This is a genomic window from Neobacillus sp. NPDC058068, from assembly GCF_042885335.1.
Lineage (GTDB): Bacteria > Bacillota > Bacilli > Bacillales > Cytobacillaceae > Neobacillus.
In genome coordinates, this window is sequence record NZ_JBHVSI010000002.1 from 313,980 (window position 1) to 339,595 (window position 25,616).

Annotated in this window: 26 protein-coding genes and 1 riboswitch; of the genes, 8 read left to right on the top strand and 18 right to left on the bottom strand. The window is 40.9% G+C overall.

The genetic code is table 11. From position 1 onward, the window contains the following. Positions 1-36: 36 nt before the first annotated feature. Complete coding sequence (locus ACFVSW_RS03840) at positions 37-1,560, bottom strand: alpha-amylase family glycosyl hydrolase (protein ID WP_387312385.1); 1,524 nt, start codon at positions 1,558-1,560, stop codon at positions 37-39. A 501-nt stretch (positions 1,561-2,061) separates the two neighbouring features. Between ACFVSW_RS03840 and ACFVSW_RS03845 the strand changes: the two genes are divergently transcribed. Next, entirely contained in the window at positions 2,062-2,625 is a 564-nt protein-coding gene (locus ACFVSW_RS03845) for a DUF2777 domain-containing protein (RefSeq protein WP_387312387.1), read from the top strand. A 50-nt stretch (positions 2,626-2,675) separates the two neighbouring features. Here ACFVSW_RS03845 and ACFVSW_RS03850 read toward each other — a convergent pair whose 3' ends face one another. Then, on the bottom strand, positions 2,676-3,704 hold the full coding sequence (locus tag ACFVSW_RS03850; RefSeq protein WP_387312390.1) for a ThiF family adenylyltransferase: 1,029 nt from the start codon (positions 3,702-3,704) through the stop codon (positions 2,676-2,678). Positions 3,705-3,916: 212 nt separating this feature from the next. Here ACFVSW_RS03850 and ACFVSW_RS03855 point away from each other — a divergent pair, with 212 nt between their 5' ends. Next, a complete protein-coding gene (locus ACFVSW_RS03855; RefSeq protein ID WP_387312392.1) occupies positions 3,917-5,746 on the top strand; it encodes an aldehyde ferredoxin oxidoreductase family protein in 1,830 nt (609 codons plus the stop codon). A 45-nt stretch (positions 5,747-5,791) separates the two neighbouring features. Here ACFVSW_RS03855 and ACFVSW_RS03860 read toward each other — a convergent pair whose 3' ends face one another. The 14 genes from ACFVSW_RS03860 to ACFVSW_RS03925 form a co-directional block, all read right to left on the bottom strand. Continuing rightward, positions 5,792-6,064, bottom strand: coding sequence for a MoaD-like domain-containing protein (locus tag ACFVSW_RS03860; RefSeq protein WP_387312395.1), 273 nt, complete (start codon positions 6,062-6,064; stop codon positions 5,792-5,794). A 1-nt stretch (position 6,065) separates the two neighbouring features. Then, positions 6,066-6,338, bottom strand: a complete 273-nt coding sequence (locus ACFVSW_RS03865; RefSeq protein WP_387312398.1) for a ubiquitin-like small modifier protein 1 — start codon at positions 6,336-6,338, stop codon at positions 6,066-6,068. Positions 6,339-6,659: 321 nt separating this feature from the next. Further along, positions 6,660-7,010 (bottom strand): YisL family protein, encoded by a 351-nt coding sequence (locus ACFVSW_RS03870; protein WP_387312401.1) that lies wholly within the window; start codon positions 7,008-7,010, stop codon positions 6,660-6,662. Between the two features lie 103 nt (positions 7,011-7,113). After that, positions 7,114-8,040 (bottom strand): fumarylacetoacetate hydrolase family protein, encoded by a 927-nt coding sequence (locus ACFVSW_RS03875; protein WP_387312404.1) that lies wholly within the window; start codon positions 8,038-8,040, stop codon positions 7,114-7,116. A 116-nt stretch (positions 8,041-8,156) separates the two neighbouring features. Continuing rightward, positions 8,157-9,074: a type II secretion system F family protein gene (locus tag ACFVSW_RS03880; RefSeq protein ID WP_387312407.1), complete on the bottom strand. Its 918-nt coding sequence runs from the start codon at positions 9,072-9,074 to the stop codon at positions 8,157-8,159. Positions 9,075-9,080: 6 nt separating this feature from the next. Beyond that, positions 9,081-10,046 carry a type II secretion system F family protein gene (locus tag ACFVSW_RS03885; RefSeq protein ID WP_387312409.1) on the bottom strand — a complete coding sequence of 322 codons (966 nt, stop codon included), beginning with the start codon at positions 10,044-10,046 and terminating at the stop codon, positions 9,081-9,083. Beyond that, on the bottom strand, positions 10,043-11,473 hold the full coding sequence (locus tag ACFVSW_RS03890; RefSeq protein ID WP_387312411.1) for a TadA family conjugal transfer-associated ATPase: 1,431 nt from the start codon (positions 11,471-11,473) through the stop codon (positions 10,043-10,045). The genes ACFVSW_RS03885 and ACFVSW_RS03890 overlap by 4 nt, the downstream gene beginning before the upstream one ends. A 15-nt stretch (positions 11,474-11,488) precedes the next feature. Then, positions 11,489-12,334 carry a CpaE/TadZ family protein gene (locus ACFVSW_RS03895; RefSeq protein ID WP_387312415.1) on the bottom strand — a complete coding sequence of 282 codons (846 nt, stop codon included), beginning with the start codon at positions 12,332-12,334 and terminating at the stop codon, positions 11,489-11,491. 41 nt (positions 12,335-12,375) lie between these two features. Beyond that, a complete protein-coding gene (gene cpaB / locus ACFVSW_RS03900) occupies positions 12,376-13,053 on the bottom strand; it encodes a Flp pilus assembly protein CpaB (RefSeq protein ID WP_387312417.1) in 678 nt (225 codons plus the stop codon). Positions 13,054-13,063: 10 nt separating this feature from the next. Further along, positions 13,064-13,981: a pilus assembly protein TadG-related protein gene (locus tag ACFVSW_RS03905; RefSeq protein WP_387312419.1), complete on the bottom strand. Its 918-nt coding sequence runs from the start codon at positions 13,979-13,981 to the stop codon at positions 13,064-13,066. Between the two features lie 12 nt (positions 13,982-13,993). Continuing rightward, complete coding sequence (locus ACFVSW_RS03910) at positions 13,994-14,377, bottom strand: TadE/TadG family type IV pilus assembly protein (protein WP_387312422.1); 384 nt, start codon at positions 14,375-14,377, stop codon at positions 13,994-13,996. After that, complete coding sequence (locus ACFVSW_RS03915) at positions 14,374-14,871, bottom strand: A24 family peptidase (protein ID WP_387312425.1); 498 nt, start codon at positions 14,869-14,871, stop codon at positions 14,374-14,376. The genes ACFVSW_RS03910 and ACFVSW_RS03915 overlap by 4 nt, the downstream gene beginning before the upstream one ends. An 89-nt stretch (positions 14,872-14,960) precedes the next feature. Then, complete coding sequence (locus ACFVSW_RS03920) at positions 14,961-15,149, bottom strand: Flp family type IVb pilin (protein WP_387312428.1); 189 nt, start codon at positions 15,147-15,149, stop codon at positions 14,961-14,963. Positions 15,150-15,165: 16 nt separating this feature from the next. Then, positions 15,166-15,498, bottom strand: a complete 333-nt coding sequence (locus ACFVSW_RS03925; RefSeq protein WP_387312714.1) for a DUF192 domain-containing protein — start codon at positions 15,496-15,498, stop codon at positions 15,166-15,168. A 143-nt stretch (positions 15,499-15,641) separates the two neighbouring features. Continuing rightward, positions 15,642-15,728, bottom strand: a riboswitch (cyclic di-GMP riboswitch). A 283-nt stretch (positions 15,729-16,011) separates the two neighbouring features. Here ACFVSW_RS03925 and ACFVSW_RS03930 point away from each other — a divergent pair. The 6 genes from ACFVSW_RS03930 to ACFVSW_RS03955 all read left to right on the top strand — a co-directional run bounded on the left by ACFVSW_RS03930 (position 16,012) and on the right by ACFVSW_RS03955 (position 18,102). Further along, positions 16,012-16,233, top strand: a complete 222-nt coding sequence (locus tag ACFVSW_RS03930; protein WP_387312430.1) for a spore germination protein — start codon at positions 16,012-16,014, stop codon at positions 16,231-16,233. Positions 16,234-16,250: 17 nt separating this feature from the next. Then, on the top strand, positions 16,251-16,490 hold the full coding sequence (locus ACFVSW_RS03935) for a spore germination protein GerPB (RefSeq protein WP_387312433.1): 240 nt from the start codon (positions 16,251-16,253) through the stop codon (positions 16,488-16,490). A gap of 142 nt (positions 16,491-16,632) precedes the next feature. Continuing rightward, a complete protein-coding gene (gene gerPC / locus ACFVSW_RS03940) occupies positions 16,633-17,250 on the top strand; it encodes a spore germination protein GerPC (protein ID WP_387312435.1) in 618 nt (205 codons plus the stop codon). Next, positions 17,247-17,453: a spore gernimation protein GerPD gene (locus ACFVSW_RS03945; RefSeq protein ID WP_387312438.1), complete on the top strand. Its 207-nt coding sequence runs from the start codon at positions 17,247-17,249 to the stop codon at positions 17,451-17,453. Before gerPC ends, ACFVSW_RS03945 begins: the two co-directional genes overlap by 4 nt. Further along, positions 17,434-17,823: a spore germination protein GerPE gene (locus ACFVSW_RS03950; RefSeq protein WP_387312441.1), complete on the top strand. Its 390-nt coding sequence runs from the start codon at positions 17,434-17,436 to the stop codon at positions 17,821-17,823. Before ACFVSW_RS03945 ends, ACFVSW_RS03950 begins: the two co-directional genes overlap by 20 nt. Positions 17,824-17,883: 60 nt before the next feature. Beyond that, entirely contained in the window at positions 17,884-18,102 is a 219-nt protein-coding gene (locus ACFVSW_RS03955; protein ID WP_387312442.1) for a spore germination protein, read from the top strand. Between the two features lie 63 nt (positions 18,103-18,165). On the opposite strand, the gene addA is transcribed toward ACFVSW_RS03955, so the two are convergent. Together addA and addB are read right to left on the bottom strand one after the other, a co-directional pair. Then, positions 18,166-21,948: a helicase-exonuclease AddAB subunit AddA gene (addA, locus tag ACFVSW_RS03960; RefSeq protein ID WP_387312445.1), complete on the bottom strand. Its 3,783-nt coding sequence runs from the start codon at positions 21,946-21,948 to the stop codon at positions 18,166-18,168. Continuing rightward, a complete protein-coding gene (addB, locus tag ACFVSW_RS03965) occupies positions 21,941-25,414 on the bottom strand; it encodes a helicase-exonuclease AddAB subunit AddB (protein WP_387312447.1) in 3,474 nt (1,157 codons plus the stop codon). Before addB ends, addA begins: the two co-directional genes overlap by 8 nt. Positions 25,415-25,616: the final 202 nt, after the last annotated feature.

Here is a 25,616-nt window from a genome sequence, read left to right on the forward strand (position 1 = left end):
AAAACGCAACGGCGGGAATCATCCCGCCGTTGCGTTTTATTCTATTATTTTATTTTTTCTTCTTTTGATGATAAAGAATAAGAAGATAAAGACAAGTATATAAACAAGAATTAACGATGCAATGTGTGTGATATTAATTCCACTTTTTTCTGTTTGGACATATATTTCAGAATTGTCACGATCGATTATGAAAATATATTGATTATCATGGCTGCGGACAATGTCCCCGGCAAGTAAGCCGCGGAGCTCTTTGCCGCCCGCTAGCTGCTCAGCTGTTAAGATTACCTTCTGCGATTTGCTCGTATTATTTATTGCAATAACCGATGTTTCACCTTGATAAACACGTTTATAAACAACCATGCCTTGCTTGTCATAAAGGATTTCCATCGTCCCTCTTGTCAAGGATGGAAGCTGATTTCTTAACTCGCCAATCTTGGTTATATAATCAATCAGTTCTTTCTCCGTCCTGAAATTCATTTGCTGGCGATTATCGGGAATTTCTCCCCCGCTTAGGGCAATATCAGTCCCGTAATAAACCATCGGAATTCCTGGGGTGGTATAAAGATAAGTCAACGCTGTTTTCCAGCGTGAGCCTGGGAATTGCCTCTTTTCCACAATATCATTAGTAAATCTTACAGAATATTCATCATCCATAAAATTCGGCCGTAAAAAGGATGGCTGACTGTCAACAGCATTTGGATAAAGGTTACTGAAGGATTGATCTGTTGTTTCCAGCGTTTTTCTTAATTCGGCATTATATGAGTAATCAAACAGGCTGTCTATTCCTGCTGTTTCGTATTTCTTCAAGCCAGAGGAAGTATTTTTTGACATTACACCCAGCAGGAAAAAGTCTTTCTTCTCTTTCTTCACTTCCTTTGAAAAATCATCCCAAAAGCTAAGCGGTACATTGTTTACCTCTGGCAGACTATACCCATCGACATCCGTTTTCTTAATCCACCATTTCGCTGCATCAATTAAGTATTTCTTAACCTCGGGGTTGTCCTGATTAAGGTCCGGCAAACCATCGACCCAGCCATTTTCCAGCTCCTGTTGATTATTCCAATCGCCAATCTCCCGTTTTTCATGAAACCAGTCCTGCTTGCCGGCATCACTTACCCATGGATGACTGACTGCTACGTTATTGGTGACAAAATCGATAATTACCTTCATCTTTCGTTTATGCGCTTCTTTTACAAGCTCTTGGAAAGTCTTAATAGTACCAAAATGCTCGTCCGTCTTGTAAAAATCCTCTACCCAATAACCATGGTAGCCATTCTTGGCATTGGCAAAGATAGGAGTCAAACGAATCGCTGTAAATCCCATATCATGTATGTAATCTAATCTTTCAATAATTCCTTGAAAGTCACCGCCGTTAAAGCTAAGCGGATCTTTTGCATTAACATCCAGATCATTTTTTATATCCCCATTGTTGAAACGGTCTATCATGATTGAATAAACCGATTCATCCTGCCACAGCCTGCCTTCTTTTTTTACAGCAGCATCTGCAGGAGTTGATGAGAGTAGTAATAACGCCGCCAAAAAGAGTGTCAACTTTTTCATATCTTTTCCTCCTCATAAAAAGGGAAGAGGATTACCCCTTCCCTACAACTATTTTAATTGAATCAGGTTTTTATTCCAAATTAATTTACCTTGAAACGGCAATATATCCGCAATTTTTTAAAATTATTTCCTTCTTAAGGAATTCTCACATTTTTATGCCCATTCTTTATAGGCTAACAGGACTTCTGTATCAGAATGACCTTTACAGGAATATCCTTTAGTAAGGGGAATTTTGCGGACATTTTCTGTTTGTTTTTATCATTCCCCATTGCCGGAAATCAAAAAATGATAACCAGCTTTTTCTTACTTTTATTACATGCTCTAGTGTATTCAGCCCATTATTTTTGGTTAATTGTCCATAAATTGAAAATTCGTAATCAATTTGGGTAAGTGTTATCAAGATTAGGGAGTTTTATCCTTATTCTTTTAAAATAATCAGGTTATAAAATTTCAGGAAGATGTCTAAAAAGGATATGTAAGCATCTGGCACGGAGGTTAACAATGAATCGACAACAACGAATATATCTACTCGAAATTCAAAAGCGAGCCTATACCGAAGGAACTGTTGAACAAATAAACGATCAATGGATATTTTTTGATGAGGAGTCCGAAGAGGCTGCCATGCTAGAAGATTGTCTGCAGCAGGAGATTGAAATCTTTCGGATGAATCGCTGGAAAAAGGGAATATTGTTTGAATCAGGAAAAATCCGTATTGGGAATGAGGCAATCATGCTCCGCGACCATGATTTAGTGCGGATTAGGAAACATTTAATCTATTCACTCGAAAGATTGTTAGAAGGGATACATGATGATGCCTTTTTCCAGTTCATCACCACTTTAAACTCATTAAACATCTCCATTTTCGATTGCATCTATTGTTATAACCATTTATCGTTTTTATCAGATGAACAGCGAAAAGATGGTGTGAACTTTATGGTGTTTGATAACCAGGAGCAAATTTGTAACGTTCAGCATCATTTTTGCTACTTTGAAAAGATTAATGACCGGTTTGAATTCACGCTAAATACCGGAAAGCGATTAATAATTGAAAAAATGATTTCATAAGGAAGAGGCATGGAAAAAATCCATGCCCTTCTTTTTTTAGCGGCATAAGGTTAGTTCCCTATATATTTTGCATAGAGCATTTTTGCTTTAACGATATCATTTGTTCCATGAATGAGGACGCGGGCATCCTTAAATACGACAATTGAAATATCTGCTTCAGGATAAAAACGCAATAAAAATTCATTTCCCGCCACTTTTCCGCTAACCTTCAGATACTCTGCCAATTTTTTTAAATCGAGCTCGCCTCTATTCCTTGGATTGATTTGAACTGTATTACGGCCGCATAGGGTCGTAAATGCCACCTGATGCTCAGAAGACCTGTCTAGAAAATCAAATTGTCCTTGGACACATGCAGGACAATTTGGATTCCTCCCGTTAGAAATATCCATTTGCATCGCAGTAACATCCCAGATGTCGATTTGTTCCAGGTTAGGAGTGGTATCCGCCTCGACCAATAATTTAATTGTTTCCATTGCTTGATAGGAGCCGATAATATCTGTTAACGGCGATAGGACGCCGACCGTATCACATGTTTCACCCGTTCCGGCCGGCACATGTGGAAACAGACAGCGATAGCATGGAGTAATCCCTGGTTTTATCACTGCAAACATTCCTCTAGAACTTACCGCAGCACCATGTACCCACGGGGTTCCGGATTTAACAGCGACATCATTAATTAAGAACCGGGTCAAAAAATTATCCGTGCCATCGACAATGACTTCAAATCCGCTTAATAATTCTTCTGCATTATCGAGGTTTAAGTCAGCAATCACTGCCTCAACAGTTATCGAAGAATTAATTTTATTTAATCTTTTTTGGGCAGCAATAGCCTTAGGCAGATTTAATCTGGCATCTTCCTCATCAAAAAGCGTTTGCCGCTGCAGATTGGATAATTCCACCAAATCACGATCAATCAACCTAAGTTGGCCAACACCGGAGCGGACAAGATGGTTTGCAATCACAGTGCCAAGTGCTCCTGCTCCAACAATAGCTACTCTGCTTGTCAGCAATTTTCGCTGTCCCTCTTCCCCGATCGCCCGAAAAAGAATTTGTCTTGAATAACGCTCTAAATCATCCATCGATTATTCCTCTTTTCAAAATCTTTGTTTACTCCCGATATCAAAAACAGCAATATACTATTATCTTATCAAATTATCATTCTTTACATATATTTAAATTTTAATAATATTCTAAAAAGTGTATAATAAATATTGGGTTTATAGATAATTTTTGGCGCAATTTCTTAGCTAGTTGATAAGAGATTAATTTAATTGAAAGCGAGGGAAAAACATTGAATCTAGGAGGGTTTAAAAACAAAGAAGTGTTAGTTGATTTAACGGAAGGGACTATTTTCTACAGGTCCATCAACGAAGAGGATGCCAAAAAGTATATTGGCGGCCGGGGACTTGGGGTCAAATATGTATTAGATAACGGTCCTGAAGTCGAACCGTTATCGGCAGAAAACGCTCTATGCATCATGACAGGTCCTGTCACCGGTTCACGTTCGTCTATGAGCGGACGCCTTTGTGTGGTAACAAAATCTCCGCTAACCGGTACTGTTACCGATTCCCATATCGGCGGCTGGACAGCTGCACGTCTGAAATGGGCCGGCGTCGATAATATTATTTTTACTGGAAAAAGCGATAAGCCTGTTTACCTTTATATTGAAGATGGTAAAGCAGAAATCCGTGATGCTTCTGACTATTGGGGAACTAGTACAAGAGCATTTATCAAGGCAATGAAAGACCAATACGGTGAGTCTGACCTAAGTGTGATGACTATTGGTCAAGCTGGTGAAAATGCCGTTCGTTTCGCCTCCTTTATTAATGAACATGACCGTGCAGCAGGCCGCGGCGGTACAGCTGCTGTTGCCGGCTATAAAAAATTGAAGGCAATTGTGATCAAGGCTGCGCAAAAAGGCAATATGCCAGTGCCAAAATTGGATGGTGAATATAAGGAAGCCAACAAAAAGGCGGTTAAAGCGATTCTTGACGGCGGCTTAACCGCACCAAATAAAGGCGGATTATCCGTTTATGGTACAAACGTGTTAACAAACTTAATTAATGAAGTCGGGGCTCTGCCAACAAAAAACTCACAGCTTACTCACTGGGATGAGGCAGAAAAGCACAGCGGTGAATATGTTAACACCCATTTACGGGTGGCCAACAACACATGCCATGCCTGCCCGGTTGGCTGCAAGATTGAAGTTGAAGTAAAAGATGGTAAATATAAGACACGCGTCGAAAGTATTGAGTTTGAGTCTGCCTGGTCGCTTGGTTCCAACTGTTTGTTAAGCGATGCGGAAGCGATTTCTTATATGATTGACCGCTGTAATGAATATGGTCTTGATACGATTGAGCTAGGGCACGCCTTCTCTGTAACGATGGAGGCCTATGAAAAAGGGATCATTTCCGAAGAGCTAGTCTGGGGTGACGCCGACTCCATGATTGAATTAACAAGAAAAATTGCTTTCCGCGAAGGCTTTGGCGGCGTTCTTGCTGAAGGTCCAGCACGTGCCACAGCACTTTGGGGTGCTCCTGAATTATCCATGTCCGTTAAGGGTCAATCTATTCCAGCTTACGATCCTCGCGGAATCCAAGGTATTGGCCTTGGTTATGCAACAAGTAACCGCGGTGCCTGCCACCTGCGCGGTTATACCGTAGCCAGTGAAATTGCCGGAATACCTGAACCAACTGACCGCCTGCAGCCAGAAGGGAAAGGGGAATTATTAAAAGTATTTCAAGATATGCTTGCCTTCTCTGATTCTATGAATATTTGTAAGTTCTCCTCCTTCTCTGAAAACGCTGAGCATTATGCCGAGCAATATAGTTCAATGACAGGAGTCCAATTGACGGCAGATGACGTGATGAATGCCGGAGAAAGAATTTATAATCTTGAGCGTTATTATAATAATCTTGCCGGCTTTAATAAGCGTGACGATGACTTCCTGCCAAAACGTTTCACTGAAGAACCTGCTTCTGGAAACAGTGCAGGGTCTGTCAGCCGAATGGATATCATGCTTGAAGAATACTATCAAGTCCGCGGCTGGAAAGACGGACTGGTACCGGATGAAAAGCTTCGTGAGTTAGGAATTATCGATCCCGAGAATCAACTGGCATAAAAGCTGAAAAGGCTCCTGCGAAAGTAAAATGTGCAGGAGCCTTTTTTAACCGCCTATCCTAGTCGTTTTGTAACGAAAATGTTTAATGAGTTCTGCAAGAGCCGCCTCATTCTCTGCTTCAAAACGAATTTGAACGGCATTTATTTTAAAGCTTGGTGTAAAGATAATTTCTTCTTCAGATAAGATTTGCGCACTCCAGCCTTTTGCAGCAAAGACGTAAGGGAAGGTATCAGTAACCTGTACTGCTCCGAGTTCTTCAAAATACATCCCGAGGTGCTCCCGGTTTATTCCACGAAACTCTAAATCTCTTATTATCATATCAGCCGCCTGCAACTGGAGGGAAAAGTGCAAACTGGTCCTTTTCTATAACTCTAGTTTGGAGATTGTCAAGATGGATGATATTCCTTCCATTAACGTACACATGAACAAATGGAAGCAGCTCTTTTTCTGCTGTAAAAATTTCATCTTTTAAAGCAGGGAACATAACTACCATTTTATTAAGCACATCGATAACCCGGTCCCCATCAGGCTGCACCTCTACCGTTACCCCGCCGCAAATTTGCCGGAGATTAGCAAACACCTTTACGAGCATCTAGATCCTCTCCTCTCTTCTAATACTAATATTAAGGCTGTGTTAAAGCACATTGTTGATTTAGAGCACAATGTTGATTGGAGTGGAAGGCGCAAGACTCCTGCGGGAGCAGCGGGACAGGTGAGACCCCGCAGGCGCTTTAGCGCCGAGGAGGCTCACCGCCCGCCCCGCGAACCGCTTGCGCCTGGAACGGAAATCAACATTCACTTTTAACACAGCCATTATTAAAACCAAAGGCGAAAGTTGTCACCTTGTTTATCGTCTATTGCTAAATAAAAAGGCTGACGAGATTTAATTCCCAGCAGCCTTAGTTTTTTCTCATTAAATATCATAAATATGTAAAACATGAAAACCTAAATAAAGAACAAGCACCCATGCAACAACAAACTGGATCCAAAAAGCAGACGTCCTTCTGTTTTTTGCGACACGACCAAGAATCATTTCAAATAAACAGACTACCCACAGTCCTGCAGCTGCTTTTAATATATGTTCAGTGTCCAAACCGGTCTTAACAAGCATCCCAATCCCAGTTCCAATAATTAGTAGATATAGTACTCTTAAAATCATTTGGACAATTTTAAATCCTTTTGCCTTTCCGCCTTTATGCAAGAAAAGCGCTACAAAAAATAATATTAGAGCTAAAGCCCAAGCTGTTACATGACCGTGAATCATTTAATTGCCTCCTTATGTATACTTTTTCGACTTTATCATACCATAGGCAATTTTAAAATACGAAGAAATGAACCCAGATATGTGATAAACGTAGGATGTTTTTTTATAATTCGCAGGCTTCGTTATCTCCAACCTTGTTTATTAAAGTACCGATTCCTTCAATTGAAATTTCTATCTGATCATCAGACTGTAAAAATTTAGGTGGGGTGAATCCTTTTCCGACACCAGCAGGAGTGCCCGTTGCTATAATATCACCCGGTTCAAGCGTCATACCTGCTGATAATACGGATATGACCTCCTCGACAGGAAAAATAAAATTCTTAGTATTAGAGTTTTGCCTTACCTCTCCGTTCACTTTTGTTTGAATATCCAAATGATTGGGATTGTCTATCATGCTTTTATGGACAATCCACGGTCCCATTGGGCATGTCGTATCCAAGCTTTTTCCGATGAAAAATTGCTTGTGCCTTGATTGTAAATCACGCGCTGTTACATCATTAATAATGGTATACCCGAAAACATAATCAAGTGCCTCTTCTTTCTTTATCGCCCGGCCCTGTTTTCCAATGATAACTGCTAGTTCTCCTTCATAATCCAGCTGGCTCGTTACATTATGATGTGAAAGGATCGTTCCATTAGGAGCAATAACTGTGGTAGGGGCTTTGGTAAACACCATAACATCCTTAGGGATATCTTCGGCGCTCCCCATTTCAATCGCATGCTCCGCATAATTTTTCCCCACACAAAAGATATTCTTTTCCGGTCTTGGGATTGGCGCAAGGATGGTAAGGTCCTCAATCGGTATGTAAAATGAATCAACATTTATTTGATGTTGCACCCAATCGAGCAATTGATCTACTTTATTGATAAAATTCTCTCCGGAAGCAATACACTTAATCATCGATGAAGGAAAGCTTTTTTCCCCTGATCTTACCTCTTCTACTTGATTTAATGGTAGAACTCTTCCTTTTTCATCATCTACGAATCCAACAAAAGTTACTCCGTCTTTTTTAGCCGTTACAAATTTCATAATCATCATCCCTTTTTTTAACTATAATAAAAGAATAAATGATAGTGATTTATCTAACAACAAGTTTTTATAAAATTCAAAAAATCCCCTTACGCTTACGTAAAGGGATTTGATTTTCATCCATTTTTAAAGGTATCAATAAACTGAATGACTGCCGGTCCCAGCAATACAATAAATAAACTTGGAAAAATGAACAAAACTAACGGGAACAGCATTTTGATTGGTGCTTTCATTGCCTCTTCTTCTGCCCGCTGCTTTCTCTGTTCTCTAACTTCATTTGATTGGACTCTCAACACCCGCACCATGCCAATTCCCAGTTTTTCTGCCTGGAGGACACTACTGATGAAGGATTTGACCATATCGACATCCACCCTGTCCCGAATGCCGGATAATGCCTCTCTTCTCGTTTTACCAAGGCGGATTTCCTCCATACAACGTTGAAATTCAGCTACTAGAACACCTTCTTTTTTGGAAACTACCTTTGACACCGCCGCATCAAAGCCAAGCCCCGCTTCAAGACTAACAGTTAACAAATCTAAAACATCAGGAAATTCCCTTAAGGCAATGCGGCATCTAGCCTTTGTTTTCTGTTTTAAATAGAGATGGGGCGCAAAAAACCCGACAAGAACTCCTATCATTACAAAGATGATGATGACTCCATTACCGGCATGCAGGATTGCACCATAACCGGCGAAGATTATCGGAATGAGGCAAATGGAAACAGCTTGGACTAACCGAAAATCAACTGGTGTCATCCCAAATGGATTTCCCGCCTTCTGTAGCTTTAAGTCAATTATTACTTCCTTCTCCCCCGGGATCCTCTTCCTAAAGCTCTTTTTAAAATCTAGTAAAACCGGAGTAATCATTCTTTTGAAAAATGATTCCTGTTTCTCTTCAACAATTTCTTCCTTGCCCGCTTGTGTATCCAATAAAAAGAAGTCTACGCGCTCTTTCATACGATCATTTTTTGTGGGTTTAATTAATAGAATCCCATATACTCCAAGTGTGACGGTTATAAATAAACATAGATACACCACCCGCTACACCTCGATTGCAGTAATTTTTTTGATCAAAATAAACCCGATAATTCCTGAAATGAGACCTGCAGCCACCATTGCAAGGCCAATTGGATGTTGAAATAGCGTTCCAATATATTCCGGCTGAATCATGTAAAGGACTAAACCAAGGATGACCGGAAGCAAGGCAATGACATATCCAGATAACCGCCCCTGCGCAGTTAAGGTCGTAATTTGCCTCTGTATTTTGGTCCGGTCGCGGATGGTTTCCACAATCTTATCAAGAACAGTCGCAAGATTACCGCCCACTTGACGTTGAATTAAGATTGCTTGGATCATTAAATCCAAATCTTCACTTGGCATACGCTCCTTTAAATCGTTCAACGCATCTTCAATACTTTTTCCATACTGCATTTCTTTCAATACGAACTCCATTTCCTCCTTAATCGGTGAAGCCGCTTCCTCAGTGACCGATTTTAACGCCTGTGGAAAACTGAAGCCGGCTCTAAGTGAGCCAACAATGGTGGTTATCATATCAGCAAGGCCTTCATTAAACCTTGCTACCCGATTGCGCTGTTTTTTTCGCAAATACCATTTTGGGAAGAAGAACCCTAGTGTCCCGCCAATTAAGATGAACAACCAATTTTCCGTGACTAAATAGAATAAACCACCCGCAAATGCCGTTAAAATCCATTGAAAGAGGATGAATTCTTCCGGCTTTAGCGGGAGGCCCGCACGAGCTATTTTCGTTTCAAGTTTCGTGTTTTTTTCCTTTGTTAACACCTGTTTCTGGATTCTTTGTTTTAATATTTTTATGAAAGTTTTGCGTTTGTCTCTAACTTCATCTTGAGTTTCTTTTTTAACCTCGATTGCTAAATAATGCTGGACTCGATTTTCAAAATTTTTTTTCGCAGGAAATATTTTTCCTAAAATCGAATAGCATAAAAATGAGACAAATAATAAAAAAGAGAACAAGAGTGCAAACATCATCGTACCCACTCCTCTTTTTCAAAAAATACTGATGGCGGTATATGAATACCCGAAGACTCAAGCCGCTCATAAAATTTCGGACGGACACCAGTTGGGACAAGCCTGCCAATGATTTTCCCTTCCACAAGCCCATCTTGTTTAAAGGTAAAAATATCTTGCAGGACGATAATATCACCTTCCATCCCTTGCACTTCAGTAATATTGATAATTTTCCTTGACCCGTCTTTCAGACGGGATTGTTGAATAATGATATCAATCGCACCAGAAATTTGTTCACGAATTGCTTTAATAGGCAAATCTACTCCAGCTAACAATACCATTGTTTCCAGGCGGGAAATCATATCCCTTGGACTGTTGGCATGACCTGTCGCAAGCGATCCATCATGCCCTGTATTCATCGCTTGGAGCATATCAAGTGCTTCCCCGCCGCGCACCTCTCCAATAACAATCCGATCCGGTCTCATCCTTAAGGAATTCCTGACTAGATCACGAATCGAGATGGCTCCTTTACCTTCAATATTGGGTGGTCTCGACTCTAAGGTAACAACATGGTCCTGTCCAAGCTGAATTTCCGCAGCATCCTCTATCGTAACAATCCTTTCATCATCCGGAATAAAATTAGATAAAACATTCAGTGTAGTTGTTTTACCAGAGCCCGTTCCGCCGCTTACAAACATATTTAAGCGTGCTTTCACGCAGGCGTCTAGAAATATTGCCATTTCTTCCGTCACCGTTCCGAAGTTAATTAAGTCTTCAATTTGGTAGGGATCCTTGGAAAATTTTCGAATAGTGATTGTTGGTCCGTTTAATGCGAGCGGAGGAATAATGGCATTGACCCTTGACCCATCTGGCAGCCTGGCATCAACCATTGGCGAGCTTTCGTCAATTCGCCTTCCGAGCGGTGCAACAATTTTTTCAATTACATTCATGACATGCTCGTTGTCACGGAATGAAACTTCTGATAGCACTAATTTTCCTTTCCGTTCACAATAAACTTGGTTCGGTCCGTTTACCATCACTTCGGAAACTTCTTCATCTAATAGGAGCGGATTTATTGGACCAAAGCCTGTTAAATCATTGATCAATTCATCGACTACTTTTTTTCTGTCGATTTGCCCGCGAAATTCCTCATCTTCTTTTATGATTTCTATCGCCATTCCATCAAGCTTGCCGACGATTTGCTCAATCTCTTGCTCTTTTAGCTCCTGAATAATTTTTTTTTGCATAACATTTTTTAATTCCTGATGTTTATCTGCCTTATCAGTCTTTAGTGTTTCCTTCTTTTTTTCTTGTGCAGTCTGTTCACGAAATACTTTGCGAATGTCGGGTGTAGGCGGGGATGCCAGATATTCATCATAAGAAGCTTCTTTTTGGGACTCCCCGCCCGAAAGTATCTTTTTTTCTTGAAGTCTATTTAAGAGACTCATTCATCCAACCCACCTTTATGAACGTTTCTTGGAAAAAAGCTTTGATAATGGTGAATGACCTTTTTTCGCTTTCTTGGAACTCGGACTATTACCGCCGGAAATTATTTCGGCCATTTTAAAGACACCCTTGGCCACCTCTGATTTTGCATGCTTCATTACAAATGGAACACCTAAATTAATCGACTGCGAACAAATTTGAAAATCATTTGGGATATAAATAGGATTGGGTTCTGCTAATATTTTTGCTGCATCCATGGCCTTAATCACACTGTCCATATTTGCTCGATTAACTATAACCTTAACCCTTGACCTTAGCCCTAGCAGGTCGAGAGTTTCAAGGTAGAGCTTCGTATTTTTTAAGGCAGCCATCTCCAAATTCGTTACTACAAGGACTTGGTCGGCTCTTTCAAGAATTCTTAGTGATTGCTCATGTAAACCAACAGGCGTGTCAACAACCACGTAATCATGTTGGGAGATCATTACATCTAAAATTTTATTAACTGCTTCATTCGTAATTAAGTCGGCAAATTCCGGGCGTTCAGGTGCTGAAAGGACTCTTACGCCGCTTTCATGTACAGCTAAATAATTATTGAGACTAGGGCCATCGAGTGACTTTAGAACTTCCAACACTTCTTTAATAGTTAAGGAGAATTTCAAATCCATGGCAAGGTTAACGTCACCGAATTGAAAATCACCATCCAAAACACTAACAGTAAAGTTTTTTTTCATTAACGCTACTGCTAAATTAACGGTTAAGGTAGTACGACCAATCCCGCCTTTTGGGCTGCAAACAGCTATTATTTTTCCACCGCGGGGGTTACTATTCATTTGTTCGGTTTGCATTTCAACTGGGCTTGTCATGAATCGTCACCTTCCAAAAACTTTACTGTTTTTTGAGCTTTTTATTCTCTTATTAATGGCCGTTTATTCAGAATAAAATGAATTTTCCCCTCTTCTTTTGCATTAACAAGCTTCATGGCATCTTCCGGCTTTAATTCTAATGTTATCGAACTGTATTCTGTATATGGCTCTTTTGTATCTTCAGGCGTCAGCATTTTTCTGCCTACCGCTAGGACCCGTGCCTGCTTCAGCAAAATTGTCGATTGGGATACAGGATTATTCGCTGGATCCATCGTTATTTTCGAAAAAATAACATCTACTTCGTCTTCTGGTTCAATCAGGTTTGTAACCGATTGATTAATATCAACTCCGATTGAAATTGCCCGGTAGCCTTCCTTTACCTTTCTGGAAACATAGACTCCTTCTTCCTTCTCAGTGCCAAGCCGATGCGAAAGCACCGGCTCGCCTTTTTCAATCATCGAGTTGGCAAGCTTTCCTTCTGCTTCCGGAATTGTTTTGACTCCTTCCGGCAGGACACTATTTTCTGGCATTTGCACAATTTCAAGCTTAGATGATGAAATCTTTTCATTCTTTTCGATTCTTTCTTTCGCTATTACTACACCTACCGTTTGAATAGCAGCTGTCTTTTCTGTCTTCATTTGCTTTGTATATTGGAAAAACAAAAAGGTTGTAATGATCCCCATAATAAGTGATAGCATTAAGACCATTTTTGATTTCATATTGCCTCACCTACTCCGTTAGTCGTATGCTGTATGCTCCCTTGTCCTTTGCCCCCTCAACAAATGAGCCTTCCCCTGCTCTTTTGATAAAGACTCCCGTAATAGAGGTATCATTTGTACTCATGGGCGTTGTGATATAAAAATAGGCAAAACCTGTGACCTGTATTTGTTTCATTTGACCACCGGTATAGTTATAAGGTTTATAAACAAGAATAAGAATAATCCTCGAGCAATTGCGGAGACTATAATCACCCGGAGGCTGGGAGCAGCCATTGACCCGCTGATTAATCACATCTCTCGTTTTTCCGGCGATATTACCTGTTTCTGTATTTATTATAGAATTGATGCTAATTTCAGATTGATAGCCATCACGTAAGTTTTGTTCATATGTCTTTGCCCCTGGGCCGCCAAGTGCTAAGATTCCAAAATTCCCTGACTGCGAATCTGATGAGTCAACCTTTAATTTATATTCTTTATAGTATTCTAGTGGAATACTTTCATCAATTCCTAACGGCGCCGCCCCGATTGACTTCCCAATCGCATTCAATCCGGCAGCAGCACGAGCCTTTACACTCACTTTTTCTATGCCGAACAGGCGGGCAAATGTAAGATTCACTGGTTTCGTTAACGTTAGCGCCAGTTTTTCTCCCATCTTAATATCTAGCTTCGACAAAGCGGTTGTGTCCTTATGGGCATTTAAGATTGTTTGAACCGTACCGGTCACCTTTTGCTCAGTGGATGTAAGTTCCTGCGCTCCTGAAAGAACGGCAGCATTGGCTTCTTTTTGCAATTGGCTTTTTTTCATGTAGAGTAAACTGCCATCTAAGGCTAAGCCCGCTATGAACAAGATAACCATTAAGGAGATTGCACCAAAGAAAAGGGTATTTCCTTGCTCTTCCTTTCCGATTTTTTTTATTACCTGAAGCACTATATTCACCCCTTATTCAACGCGAATCGTTGAATCCGTTTCAATCAAAAATTTTGAAGGGAAAAGCTTTGAAACAAACGGTGTATAAAATTGAAAAGGATAGCGCAGCGTTACTTTGACATAATCCCCCGATTTCCTGATTGTATCTTTTGGCGCTATATCCACCTGCAATTTGGTCGTGTCGCCTAAATGAACATAGTTATGGGCGAAGGAAGAGATGGCTGTGTCCTTTTTACCTAAACCGCCAAGGCGAACGGTTTCCTGCGCAGCCATATGCAAATGGGCATAGGAGTACGTTAATCTGCCAAAATCTAGAATTCCAACTAAAATTAATAAAAATATCGGAAGTAATAGCGCTGTTTCAACGAGCGACTGACCCCGTTCATCCCTTTTCATAATGGGAGGACCCCAGGAAATAGAAATTGAAAAAACGCACCTGCTGCGATTGCCACACCGTAGGGAAATGTTGTTTTATCTTCAAAAAGGGAAAGCCGCATTCCATGTCTGAGACCTTGAAAAAAGTACAGGATTCGTGTAATGAAGCCTTTTCGAAATAGGAGGACAAAAATAGCGATAATCCCGCCTGCTAGTGCCATATAAATGGAGGCCATTAACACAAATCCAATCCCTTTTATACCGCCAATAACCGCAAGAAGCTTTACATCACCTGCCCCCATGCCGCCAAGAAGATAGGGGATTAATAAAATCCCTAAACCAACCGCTGTTCCTAGCAATGCCCCTGATAGCCCATGTAATCCTCCTGTTACAACGTGGAGAATGATGGCCGCAAATAAAAACGGAAATAATACAGCATTGTAGATTTTTCGTTCCCTAAGATCGGTAATGACACATACGATTAACAGAACGATTAATAAACTAGAACTCCACAAAATGCCCTCTCCTTTCAAGAAAAGAGCCTCACGTTTGGTTTGAACGCAAGGCTGTATAATACTTTATTTCCAACTTATTTCTATATGGATCAGCTGCCAGCTTCAGTGCCAGCTCCTGAAATAGCAGTGACTGCTCTATTAAACAAAGCTGTGATTTCTGTGCGCATTGTTATAAGGACCGCTACAACCCCAACTGCAATTAGTCCTAACACTAACCCATACTCAGTCATCCCTTGTCCTTGTTCTTCAGTTAATAAAGCTTTCATTTTTTTCATCATTTGTCAAAACCCCTTTTCATTTAGTAGTTAAATAATTTCCGATTTTTGTTCCTGTTTCGCGTATCGTTCCTGCTGGCAGTTCCAATACGGACTGTGCTTTTCTATGAAACTTCCCGACTTTTGCAGGCTTTACCGTTTCGTCTAATCCTACAATTTCAAACTCTTTGCTTAAGTAAATAACATCGATGGAATAGTTCATGAAGTAGGTATGAATGGATTGGCAGGGTTGGATTAACAAGCCGTGTCCTGCTGGCAAGCTTTTCGAAAACATCAGCCCTTTTAATCGTTTAAAAAAGGTGTCCGCTGCTGTAACCTGGCTGGCCAGTTCCGCTCCGTTTGTCAGATTCACGACTTTCAATGATTTTCACCTCCGTGTAATAGAAATAACCCCGCCTTTACCGAAAGGGGGGTTAATAAACATAGAACATCCATGAGCACATAGGCATACAGCTATGCAGACAAAAGAATATCTAATATGAAACACCCTGATCTTTCGGTAACTGGCTGGCGTAGTGCCTTCGCACCTTAGCCCCTGTAGCTTTGCGTCACTGATTTTCATCAGCTTTGCCTTTATCGAGATTCAGTGTTTGTTTTTCCGACTGATCTCTTACTCACATAATAGTACGTTTTAACCCTATCGAATATCCTACTAATTTATCATTCTGTGTCGAAATTACTAGGTAATTAGACTTATTTTTAGTTTATTGTCCTAATTAATTACGAAAATAGTGTGAATATAACTATTTTTCATGGAAATATTGGCAATATTTCTGGGGATTTTCAACTAAAATAGGCGAATGAATCACATTACATTCGCCCATACATAGGATGTAAAGAGAAATAATCATAAAGGGTGTTGCTCATGCCAGCGATAGTTGGAGTTGCACAGGTCATTACACTTGGAAATAGTTCTGTTTTCCACATTGGCGATGTCTATAAAATAATGCCATTTGCTACGGCTAAAACATTCTCAGGGGCTGGTTCCTTTAACACTGGTGATCAAGTAGATGTTAGTAACAGAGTAAGTTCAACGAATACATCAGATCCGGATGTCATTGATCAAAACAATTTCCTTAATATGTAATAAATGGGTGGTCTAACATGAATTTTTATATCCAGCAGTCCATTCAAATAAATTCTATAAAAATTGGCGGTATAACCAATTCCTCTGTCCTGCAAATCGGGAGTGCTGGAATGATCAAGCCTCATGCCCATCTATATAATACGGGGGGCTTCACAAAACCGGCACCTCCCGGAATAAAACCAGGGGGGCAAATCACGGGTGAAATACAGGGGCAATTATTAGCACCATCAGTACCATTACAGGCACCAGTCAGATAAGACCAAAAACGTAAGCACCACTCAGATAATCGGAAAACCTTGTCCGGCTTATGAACTTGTGGAAAATCAGCAAATCCAAATGTGTTGCTGCATATAGTTAGAACACAAGCAGAAAAGGCGATTCGCAGACGAGGTGATTTACGTGTATCAGGATGTTTACCAATACCTTCAATGGCTGCAGATGTATATTCAAGCACAAGAAAAGAGGATTGCGGTTTTAGAACAAACAATTCAAAAGTTACAGGGTGATTTGAAACAGATAAGTGAAAAGCCAACCATTCATGTAGATACAATTGAATATAAATTTGATCAATTGAAGGTCGAGACCCTTGAAGGTACGTTAAATATTGGCTTAAATCCTAACGACTTATCCGGTATTGAGGACTTTGCCGTACAAAATCAATCAATAAAAACCCCATTCCCTCCTAAAGAACAAATGCGATTATCAATGGAAATTGAAGAGAGCATTCATGAATATTTAGAAACAGACTTACCACAAATCGTTGCTGAAACGCAGAGGAACTTGGCCATTCCGCCAAACGAATCCTATCTATCCTTTATAAAGGAAGATATTATCAAACAACTTCCTAATAGGATTGACTATCATCTAAAAGCGAATAGTGCCAATGCAGCATCGGCTAATCAGACCAGCCCCATCGAGAAAAGAGTTATTGAAGCAATTAAGCTGGAAATTCAACATGGTGTACGGGCCTTTTTAAATAATTTACCTGAGAATGTGAAAGGAATGAAGATGGAATGAATTTTGAAGTTTATAACCGTGTCCTCCATGTCGATCATATAGATATCTTGGCGGTTGCGAGCTCCTCCGTATTTATGATTGGAGATACGGAAACAATTCAACTGACAGCCGCATTTGATACACCGCCAGAGTCTTTAATAATTGGACCTTTTGTCCCATTAGAACGGGATGTGACCCCTGGTTATGCTGACCCGAACCTCTAGTGTCGACAGCCTGCAAGTAAAGGAGGTAGCATTTTGCTCCGTTATTCAATTAGGAGATTCCTGCATCATTAATGGCTTCTCTAGAGCACTTGCAGTGCAAAGGGAAGCAGAAATATTCTTCGGAGACGAAGGAAACTTTCCTTCCTATCCAATCTTTAAAAGGCAGCTGCCATTGCCGCCCATCACTGAAAAAATTTCTATCGTACGACATAATCTAAATCCGATTATAAAAGTTAATAATATTAAGGTCACTGCCGTTTCTTCCTCAGCGATATTACATGTCGGCAACAGCAAACATATTTCAATGGAAGCAAGAGTTAAGCATATCCGTCAACTTCTGCTAGAAGGGCATGAACAGGATATAGGATAAACGCATATGTTACTGTAAATTAATTTCCCAGGCAGTTCAAAATTGTAAAGGATGTTTATGATGCCAGCGATAATCGGTCCAGTTCAAATTGTTAATGTAGGCGGAGGAATTATTCAATTCGGGGATACCGTTTATATCTCACCAAAGAGCAGCACGAAAACTTTTGCCGGCTCTGGTGGATTTAACACCGGTGGACTAATCGTCACAAATTCCGGTTTGAGCGGTACCAATGTACTTGATACAAACGTAATTGACCAGCCTATAGCCGGTAACAATTAAAAAATGACATAAACCTCACCGGTCTATGTCATTTTTTTATGGAACAGGGGCGGAGGGCCGCAATTATTCCACTTTTAATATATGGGCCCCATCAAAGAAAAATAAATATTTTTCAGTGACTTTTCGTTTCCAAATTTGTTCGATTGCCTTTGTATATAAATTGATTTGGAGCCTGTATCTGTCTTCAAGAATTGGTTTAGCTTGCTCAAAACCACCTTTGAATCGGTCCGTTATTCCATCTGATTTATAATCGATCAATACTAAACCATTTTCATCCACAAGAATGCAGTCAATAATCCCTTGGACAAAAACGGATTCTTCTTCCCCATTCCAGGCTGGATAAACTTCATGGGCAGGTAATGAAAGTGTAAATGGAATCTCCCGATGGATGGCTTTGGCTTGAAAATATCTTTGCCCTAAATGGGAGTTGAAAAATTGAACAATCAATTTGCTGTCAATGACTTCAGCCTGCTCAGGGGTTAACAATTCATTTTGGACCATCCACATTAACTGTTCGTTAATCGTTTCTTCACTAACTCTCTTTGTCAAATCGACATGCTGCATCACCATATGCATGGCCGTTCCCCGCTCTGCAGGGCTTAAAGATTTCTCCTGCATGAACTTAGGCCGTTTGCTGATTGACTTTTTAAAGCTGCGAACTAGCTCAGTCCCACTTTGCTCGTCAACCATTTCCCTTTGGCGCTTCATTTCGGAAACCGATTGTTTGGAGCGGTGGGACGCAGCACTTGAAAAAGAATATTCCCATGTCAGCTGTTCCTTTATTTCAGTGGCGAAAACAGATGCTGCCTGGACCGTTTGTCCTTTTTGGACCCGCTCCAAGAATTGGCCGTCTTCCTCTTCCAACCCCATTTCTTGTATTTGGATTTCTTCTGCATTCATTAAAGAAATTTTCCAGGAGGAAGGATGTCTAGTGATTTCTTTCGGGACAAACATATTAGTCTCTCCTGCCAACCTTAAATCTGTGCAATCGTGATGGCGGATAAGCGCTGGGCCAACCCAGTCGATATAGCTCATTGCCGACGCTCGCTCATAATCCTTTAACAACCATTCCGTATTGGATGAAACGTCATTCCACTGGTCGATTTTTTTCATGGCATCCTTTAATGTCGCTGTCATGTACAGCTTTTCTTTAGCCCTTGTCATGGCCACATATAAAACGCGCATTTCCTCGGCAAGCATTTCCATTTTTTTCTTTCGCTTAAAGGCAAGCTGTGGCAGCGATGGATAGGAAATCCGCTTTTCTGCATTTACATACTTGGCCGCAAATCCGTATTCTTTATCGAGCATATATGGTTTACGAATATCAGCCATATTAAAGTTCCTCGCCATTCCCGCAATAAACACAATGGGAAATTCCAGTCCTTTACTACTGTGAATGGTCATAATCCGGACCACATCCTCCTGTTCGCCAAGAGCCCTTGCGGCCCCGAGATCATCTCCTCTTTCAGTCATCCGTTCAATAAAGCGTAAAAAGCGAAAAAGCCCCCGGAATGAGGTTTGTTCATATTGCCGCGCCCTATCATATAAGGCTCTTAAATTAGCCTGACGCTGCTTTCCACCTGGCAGGCCACCTGCAAAATCATAGAACTGTGTATCCCGGTAAAGCTGCCAAATAAGCTCAGACAGCGCCCCTTGACGTGCAATGCCCCGCCACTCTTTTAGTAAGTCATAAAACTGGCGGACCTTTTCATAAAACACCTCTGTGTTTTCGGCCGACTTGTTCCTGCAAAAGGAAGAAACTGCCTCCCAAAATGAACCTCGCTTTTGATGAATGCGAATTTTTGCCAGTTCCTCCTCGTTCAAACCAACGATAGGGGAACGGAGTACAGACGCTAACGGAATGTCCTGGTAGGGATTATCAATAACGCGGAGAAGCGCCATCATTACCGCTACTTCCGTAGCTTCAAAATAACCAGTTGATAGGTTGGCATAAATCGGAATTCCTTGCTGCTTGAACTCTTCCATGATTTGCGGCGCCCACGTCATCGAACGAAGCAGAATCACTACATCCCGATACATCATCGCCCTGCTGGACTTCGTTTTTGTATTATAAACCGGTGCTCCCTTCGCAACCAGCTCTTTAATTTTCGCCGCCATTACTCTTGCTTCCAATTGGGACTGCTCAAGATCAGCTGCATCAAACTCGGCAGGCAGCTCCGCTTCTGACTCTGTTTCACTGTCTGGTAGTGTTTCCTTTGTTTCAGCCTTTTGATCAATCAGCATGAGCTCTATCGGAAACAACTCATTCTCAGGATATGGGGCGCCATTTCGTAATTCGGCCGCCTCATCGTAATTAATTTCGCCGACCTTGACACCCATGATTTGTTTGAATAAATAATTGGTGCCATCAAGAACTTCTTTGCGGCTTCTGAAATTACGCGCTAAATCGATTCGGAGTCCTGATGCCTCACCGTCCACTCTAAAGCGGCTATACTTTCCTAAAAAAAGATTGGGCTCAGCTAATCGGAAACGATAGATCGATTGCTTAACATCTCCGACCATGAACAGGTTGCCATTCTGCTCTTCTTCTTTCGTTACCAGCCGTAAAATCGTTTCCTGCACCATATTTACGTCCTGATACTCATCACAATAAACTTCATTAAAATGACTTTTATAGGCAAGAGCAGCTGCAGATGGAAGAAATTCTCCTTCAGCTGAAATTTCTTCTGTCAATATGTCCAAACAGTAATGCTCCAAATCCGAATAATCAACAAGCCCTTTTTCTCTTTTTACCTTTTCAAAACGGACGGAAAATTCTTTCACAAGATGAACAAGTGTTTCGACCAATGGGCGCATTTCTGCCAAATCCCGTAAAAAGCTTTCTGGTTTTCGGGAAAAGAGTTCGTCCTTAATGTCTTGGATTTTTTTCTTTGCTTTATCGCGGAGCTTTTGAGCTTTCTCAGATAAATCTTTGTCATACTGGTCCTTCTTCAGCGGTTTCGCCCTTGAAAAAGACCAGGTTTGCATTGCTTGATACAGCGTCGCCCAGGAGTCCCGCTGTGCCATTAATAATGTATCAATGACGCATAAATCATCCGAAAAATTTTCCGCTCTTGGTGCCGGTCCGTTTGGAAGCTTCGTTACCTCCAAACCTCTGTTAATCATTTCCTTAGCTGCTTCAAGCTGCAATTTAACATCAAATAGAAGCGACTGAATAAAGGGAAGGTCCTCTACATTTGTCATTTCCCCCACATCATACATCGATACAACTTCATGTAAATACTTGTCTGGCAGCGGACTTGAACGAGCAAAATCGTAGATTGAGCGAACGATATCCTGTAAGGCAGCGTCACTTCGATCACTGGTAAACGAATCTACTAAGTTGAAAAATGACTCATTATCTTTTTTTCCATATTCTTCTTCAAACAACTCATCGATTACTTCATCCCTAATTAACTGCGCCTCTGTTTCATCGGCGATGCGGAATCCGGGATCAACGTCGATTAAGTAATAATATTTACGAATGACCTCCATACAAAAGGAGTGAAGCGTCGAAATCGATGCTTTATTCAATAAACCAAGCTGTTTTCTTAAATGCCGGGATCCTGGATCTTGATCAATAGCCTTTTCTAAAGCTTCACCAATTCGGTGGCGCATTTCTGCTGCTGAAGCGTTCGTAAATGTCACGATTAACAGTTCATCAACATCAACTGGGGATTCAACAGAAAGAATTTTTTGGATAATCCGTTCCACAAGGACAGCGGTTTTTCCCGAACCTGCAGCAGCAGCGACAAGGATATCTTTATCCCTTGCCATAATCGCTTTCCATTGGTCGTCTGTCCAATTGGCACCTTCCGGCATGGGTGGAATGATGAAATTACTCATTTTCGCTTACCTCGCTTCTAATTCGCTCCAAAACAGCTTCCTTCGATTGCGGAGTGAGAATCCTGTATTGATTATTTTCAAGCGATTCATCAAATTGGCATACCGATTTATAGGCACAAAACTTACATGGAGTTTTATCCTTCAGCTTATAAGGTGTGATGCCAACTTGACCTTCGATAATCGCATTGCCTGTTTTTTGATATAAATTACGGACATGATGTCTTAGATCAGCAAACTCATCCATGCTTGCGACTTTTGACTTCTTCGATAAATTCCCATCTTTCTTTATTCCGGCTGCAATAATTTGCGAATCTCCGGATTCAAGTGATTGATCCATGAGCTGAATGACATTTTGATCGCTTAGCATCAGCCCATTCATTTTAAACTTTTTCATCATTTCGTTTTCAATTTCATCATTTGTCAGCATTTTGGAAGCGTTGATAAATGGATTATGGACGTGAAAATAAAGGACTCCTGCCGGGCTTGCTTTCATTTCCACTAATTCATTGGAGTGGGTGACCACAATATCAAGATAGGTTAACATTTGCAATGCAAGCCCATAATACACTTCACTTAAATTGACATCCTTTTCACTTGATTTATAATCGATGACCCGCAAATAAACACTGTCGTCTTCAGCTTTCGCCTGGTCGACTCTGTCTATCCTCCCGGCCAATTCCATTCTCTTGCCATTCTTCAATGTGAAGGATAACGGCGGCAGCTTTCCATTTGGTCCAAAGCCAAGTTCCAAACCAATTGGCGAGAATCCACTTACCTTTGCATGCTCACTCAAGACGACGGAAGCTCGGGTAATGATTTGCTCTAATTTGCGTTTAATATAATGATGGCGTTCTGAGCTCAGTAATATTTCGTGCTGCAGTTTGGGTGCTAAAGTCTTAACCGCTTCTTTAGAAAGGTCTTCACATTGTTTCTTTGTTAATCCTGCCCAGGACATCTTTTGTTCGTTTACAATATCAGCAATCTGCTTTAAGGCTGCATGAAATAACTCGCCAATATCAGGTGCCTCTAAGCGGAAAATTTGCCGTTCACGAAGCTTCAGGCCATGCTGAGCAAAATGAGAAAAGGCGCAGGAGTTATATAATTCCATTCTAGAAACACTTGCCTGGATGGTCTCCCCATATAAGTCATTCGCTATTTCTTCCGAAAGAGGGATGGTCCTGTTGGAATAAAACAGGCTGGAAAATACCTTTTGAGCCTTGTTTTTCCAGGTACCCTCAAGATAATAGTTATACACATCCCACCACAAATCAGAAATTGGATAGTTCCGCTTTTTCAATTGGAGCTGGGCATTGAGGTAGGACAAAGCGGTCGTAAAATTCGATATAAAGCTTAGCTGACCTTTTTCAGGCAGTTCAGCAGGATCTGTTACATAGAAAAGTTCGCTTGCGTCTGGAAACATGTCTTTTAACCGTTTAATGTACGAAGAAGGAATTAATGCCTTTCCTTCATCATTAGCGAGTGGATAACTGACATAAAGCGTATCAGATGGTGCCGTAAAGGCTTTGTAAGCCAGGAAATTTTCATCAAGCAGACGGGTACGGCTGCTTGGAGCGACATTAATCCCGGCAGCTAAAAGCATTTCTCTATCTTCATCTGCCAATATTCCTTCATCAGAAATTTTCGCAGGCAATACACCTTCATTGACCCCAGCGACGAAAACAATTTTCATTTCATTTAGCCTTGATTTTTCTAAATCGCCAATCAAGACCTGGTCAAGTGCTGGTGGAATGAGGGAAAAATGCATTGATTCAAATCCTGCCTCTAGAATAGCGGCAAATGATTTTAACGTAATTTGCTCGTCACCAAGTATTTCGACATATTGGTCAAGCAAATCAATGACAGCATTCCACACTTGTTCGTGCTCACGCATCCGAACAAGATTGCCCTTTTCTTCGGCAGCTGCTTTCCAGTTTTCAAGCTTTTCCGGAATATCTAATTCTTCTAAATATAAATAAACAGCTTCGCACAGCTTTTGACCACAGTCTGCTTTTTTCAACCGTCTCGACAGCCGCAAAATCGGTGCTGTAACCATTAGCTTTAATTCATTTAATTCTTGTTCTATCCCTTTTTCTGCATCTGTTTGGACATTTGCCTCTAATTCTAGTCCTCGAACGCGCCGATAAATCCAACGGTCCTTTTTCGTCCATTTACTTCCGTTGATTCCGTAAGCAAGACAATAGTTTTCCAGCCTGTCCATCTTCTCACGCATTTTATTGGGATTTTCCTGCAAAGGATATAGCAGGTCTGTTTTGATAGCTCGAAAAACAGGTTCATAGCGCCAGTAAGAATTAATTACTTCAAGACTTGAGCGAATCAATTCAATAAGAGGATGATTCAGCATCGTTCGTTTTTGATCGATAAAATAGGGAATCTGATAATCAGCGAAAACCGGCTCAACGATTTCATGATAATCGCCGCCATTTCTAATTAACAAGGCGATATCTCTGTAGCGGTACCCCTTTGTCCGGACTATTTGACGAATTTCGCGGGCAATTCCTTCAATCTCAGCTCTTCGATTGACTGCCTGACTAATATGAATAGCTGTCTCCCCATGAAAGGCAGCTACTGGCCGCACATCAAATCTTTCCTCTAAATAAAGTAAAGAAGGCTGATTCCATTTTTTTTGCTCTCGTAAGATTACTGGTTGATCGATTTCGATACCCGCAGATTTTGCCAATTCATAAATGGTGTAACACGTTTCGCTTGCAGCCCGGAACAAATCAAGTTCGTCCGGTGCCGTCTCGAAGGCCAGACGGTCTGTCGTCATGGCGATGGACACACTTTTACAATGTTTCATTAATTCCACCATCACTCGATATTCCTGCGGTGAAAAATGATAAAAACCATCAATATAGATTTCTGCCTCTTTTAAGTATGCGGAGGCTGTAATTTTCTCGGCTAAGAGTCGAAAATAATCTTCTGAATCAATGTATTTGCCAAAAATCTCATCTTCAAACTGTTGATAGATTATTTCTAAATCAGATAATTTATCTTGTAACGCTTTGGAATTTACTGCCTCCTGTGTCAGCTCCTCGGGTGTAATACAATACCGTTTAAATTCGGTGATCATTTGTTCTATTTGCTGGACGAAGCCATTTTTATCGGCAGCCCGTTGAAAAAGCTTTAACTGCTCTTTCTTTTCGTCAATTATTTTACGAATTAACATACTCATCCCGACACTGCTTAAATGTAAGCGGCTAATCCCGCCTGTCTCCTGCAAAATTCTCCATGCTAAACGGGAAAAACTAAATACCTGTGCTCGAATCATCCCGCCAACGCTTGAGTCTGTTGCTAATCGGTATTCTGATAGAAACGTCATTTGTTCCGGCACGAGATAAATAAGCGGTGTTCCTTCTGGGTCTTTGATTAGCCTTTTTTTTATTTCATCAAGAAACATCGCTGTTTTACCGCTTCCTGACCGTCCAATTACCATTCTTAATGACATTAACTAACCCCGCTTTCCTCATTCCTATGTATCTCTTATTCTACCATAAAATGAGCACAGGCGTTTGGATAACACAGGAACAGAATCAAACCAAATATGGAAAAACTTTTTAATAAAAGGCTGTGTTAAAAGGGAATGTTGATTTCCGTTCCAGGCGCTTCGCTTTCCGCGGGGCGGGCGGTGAGCCTCCTCGGCGCTAAAG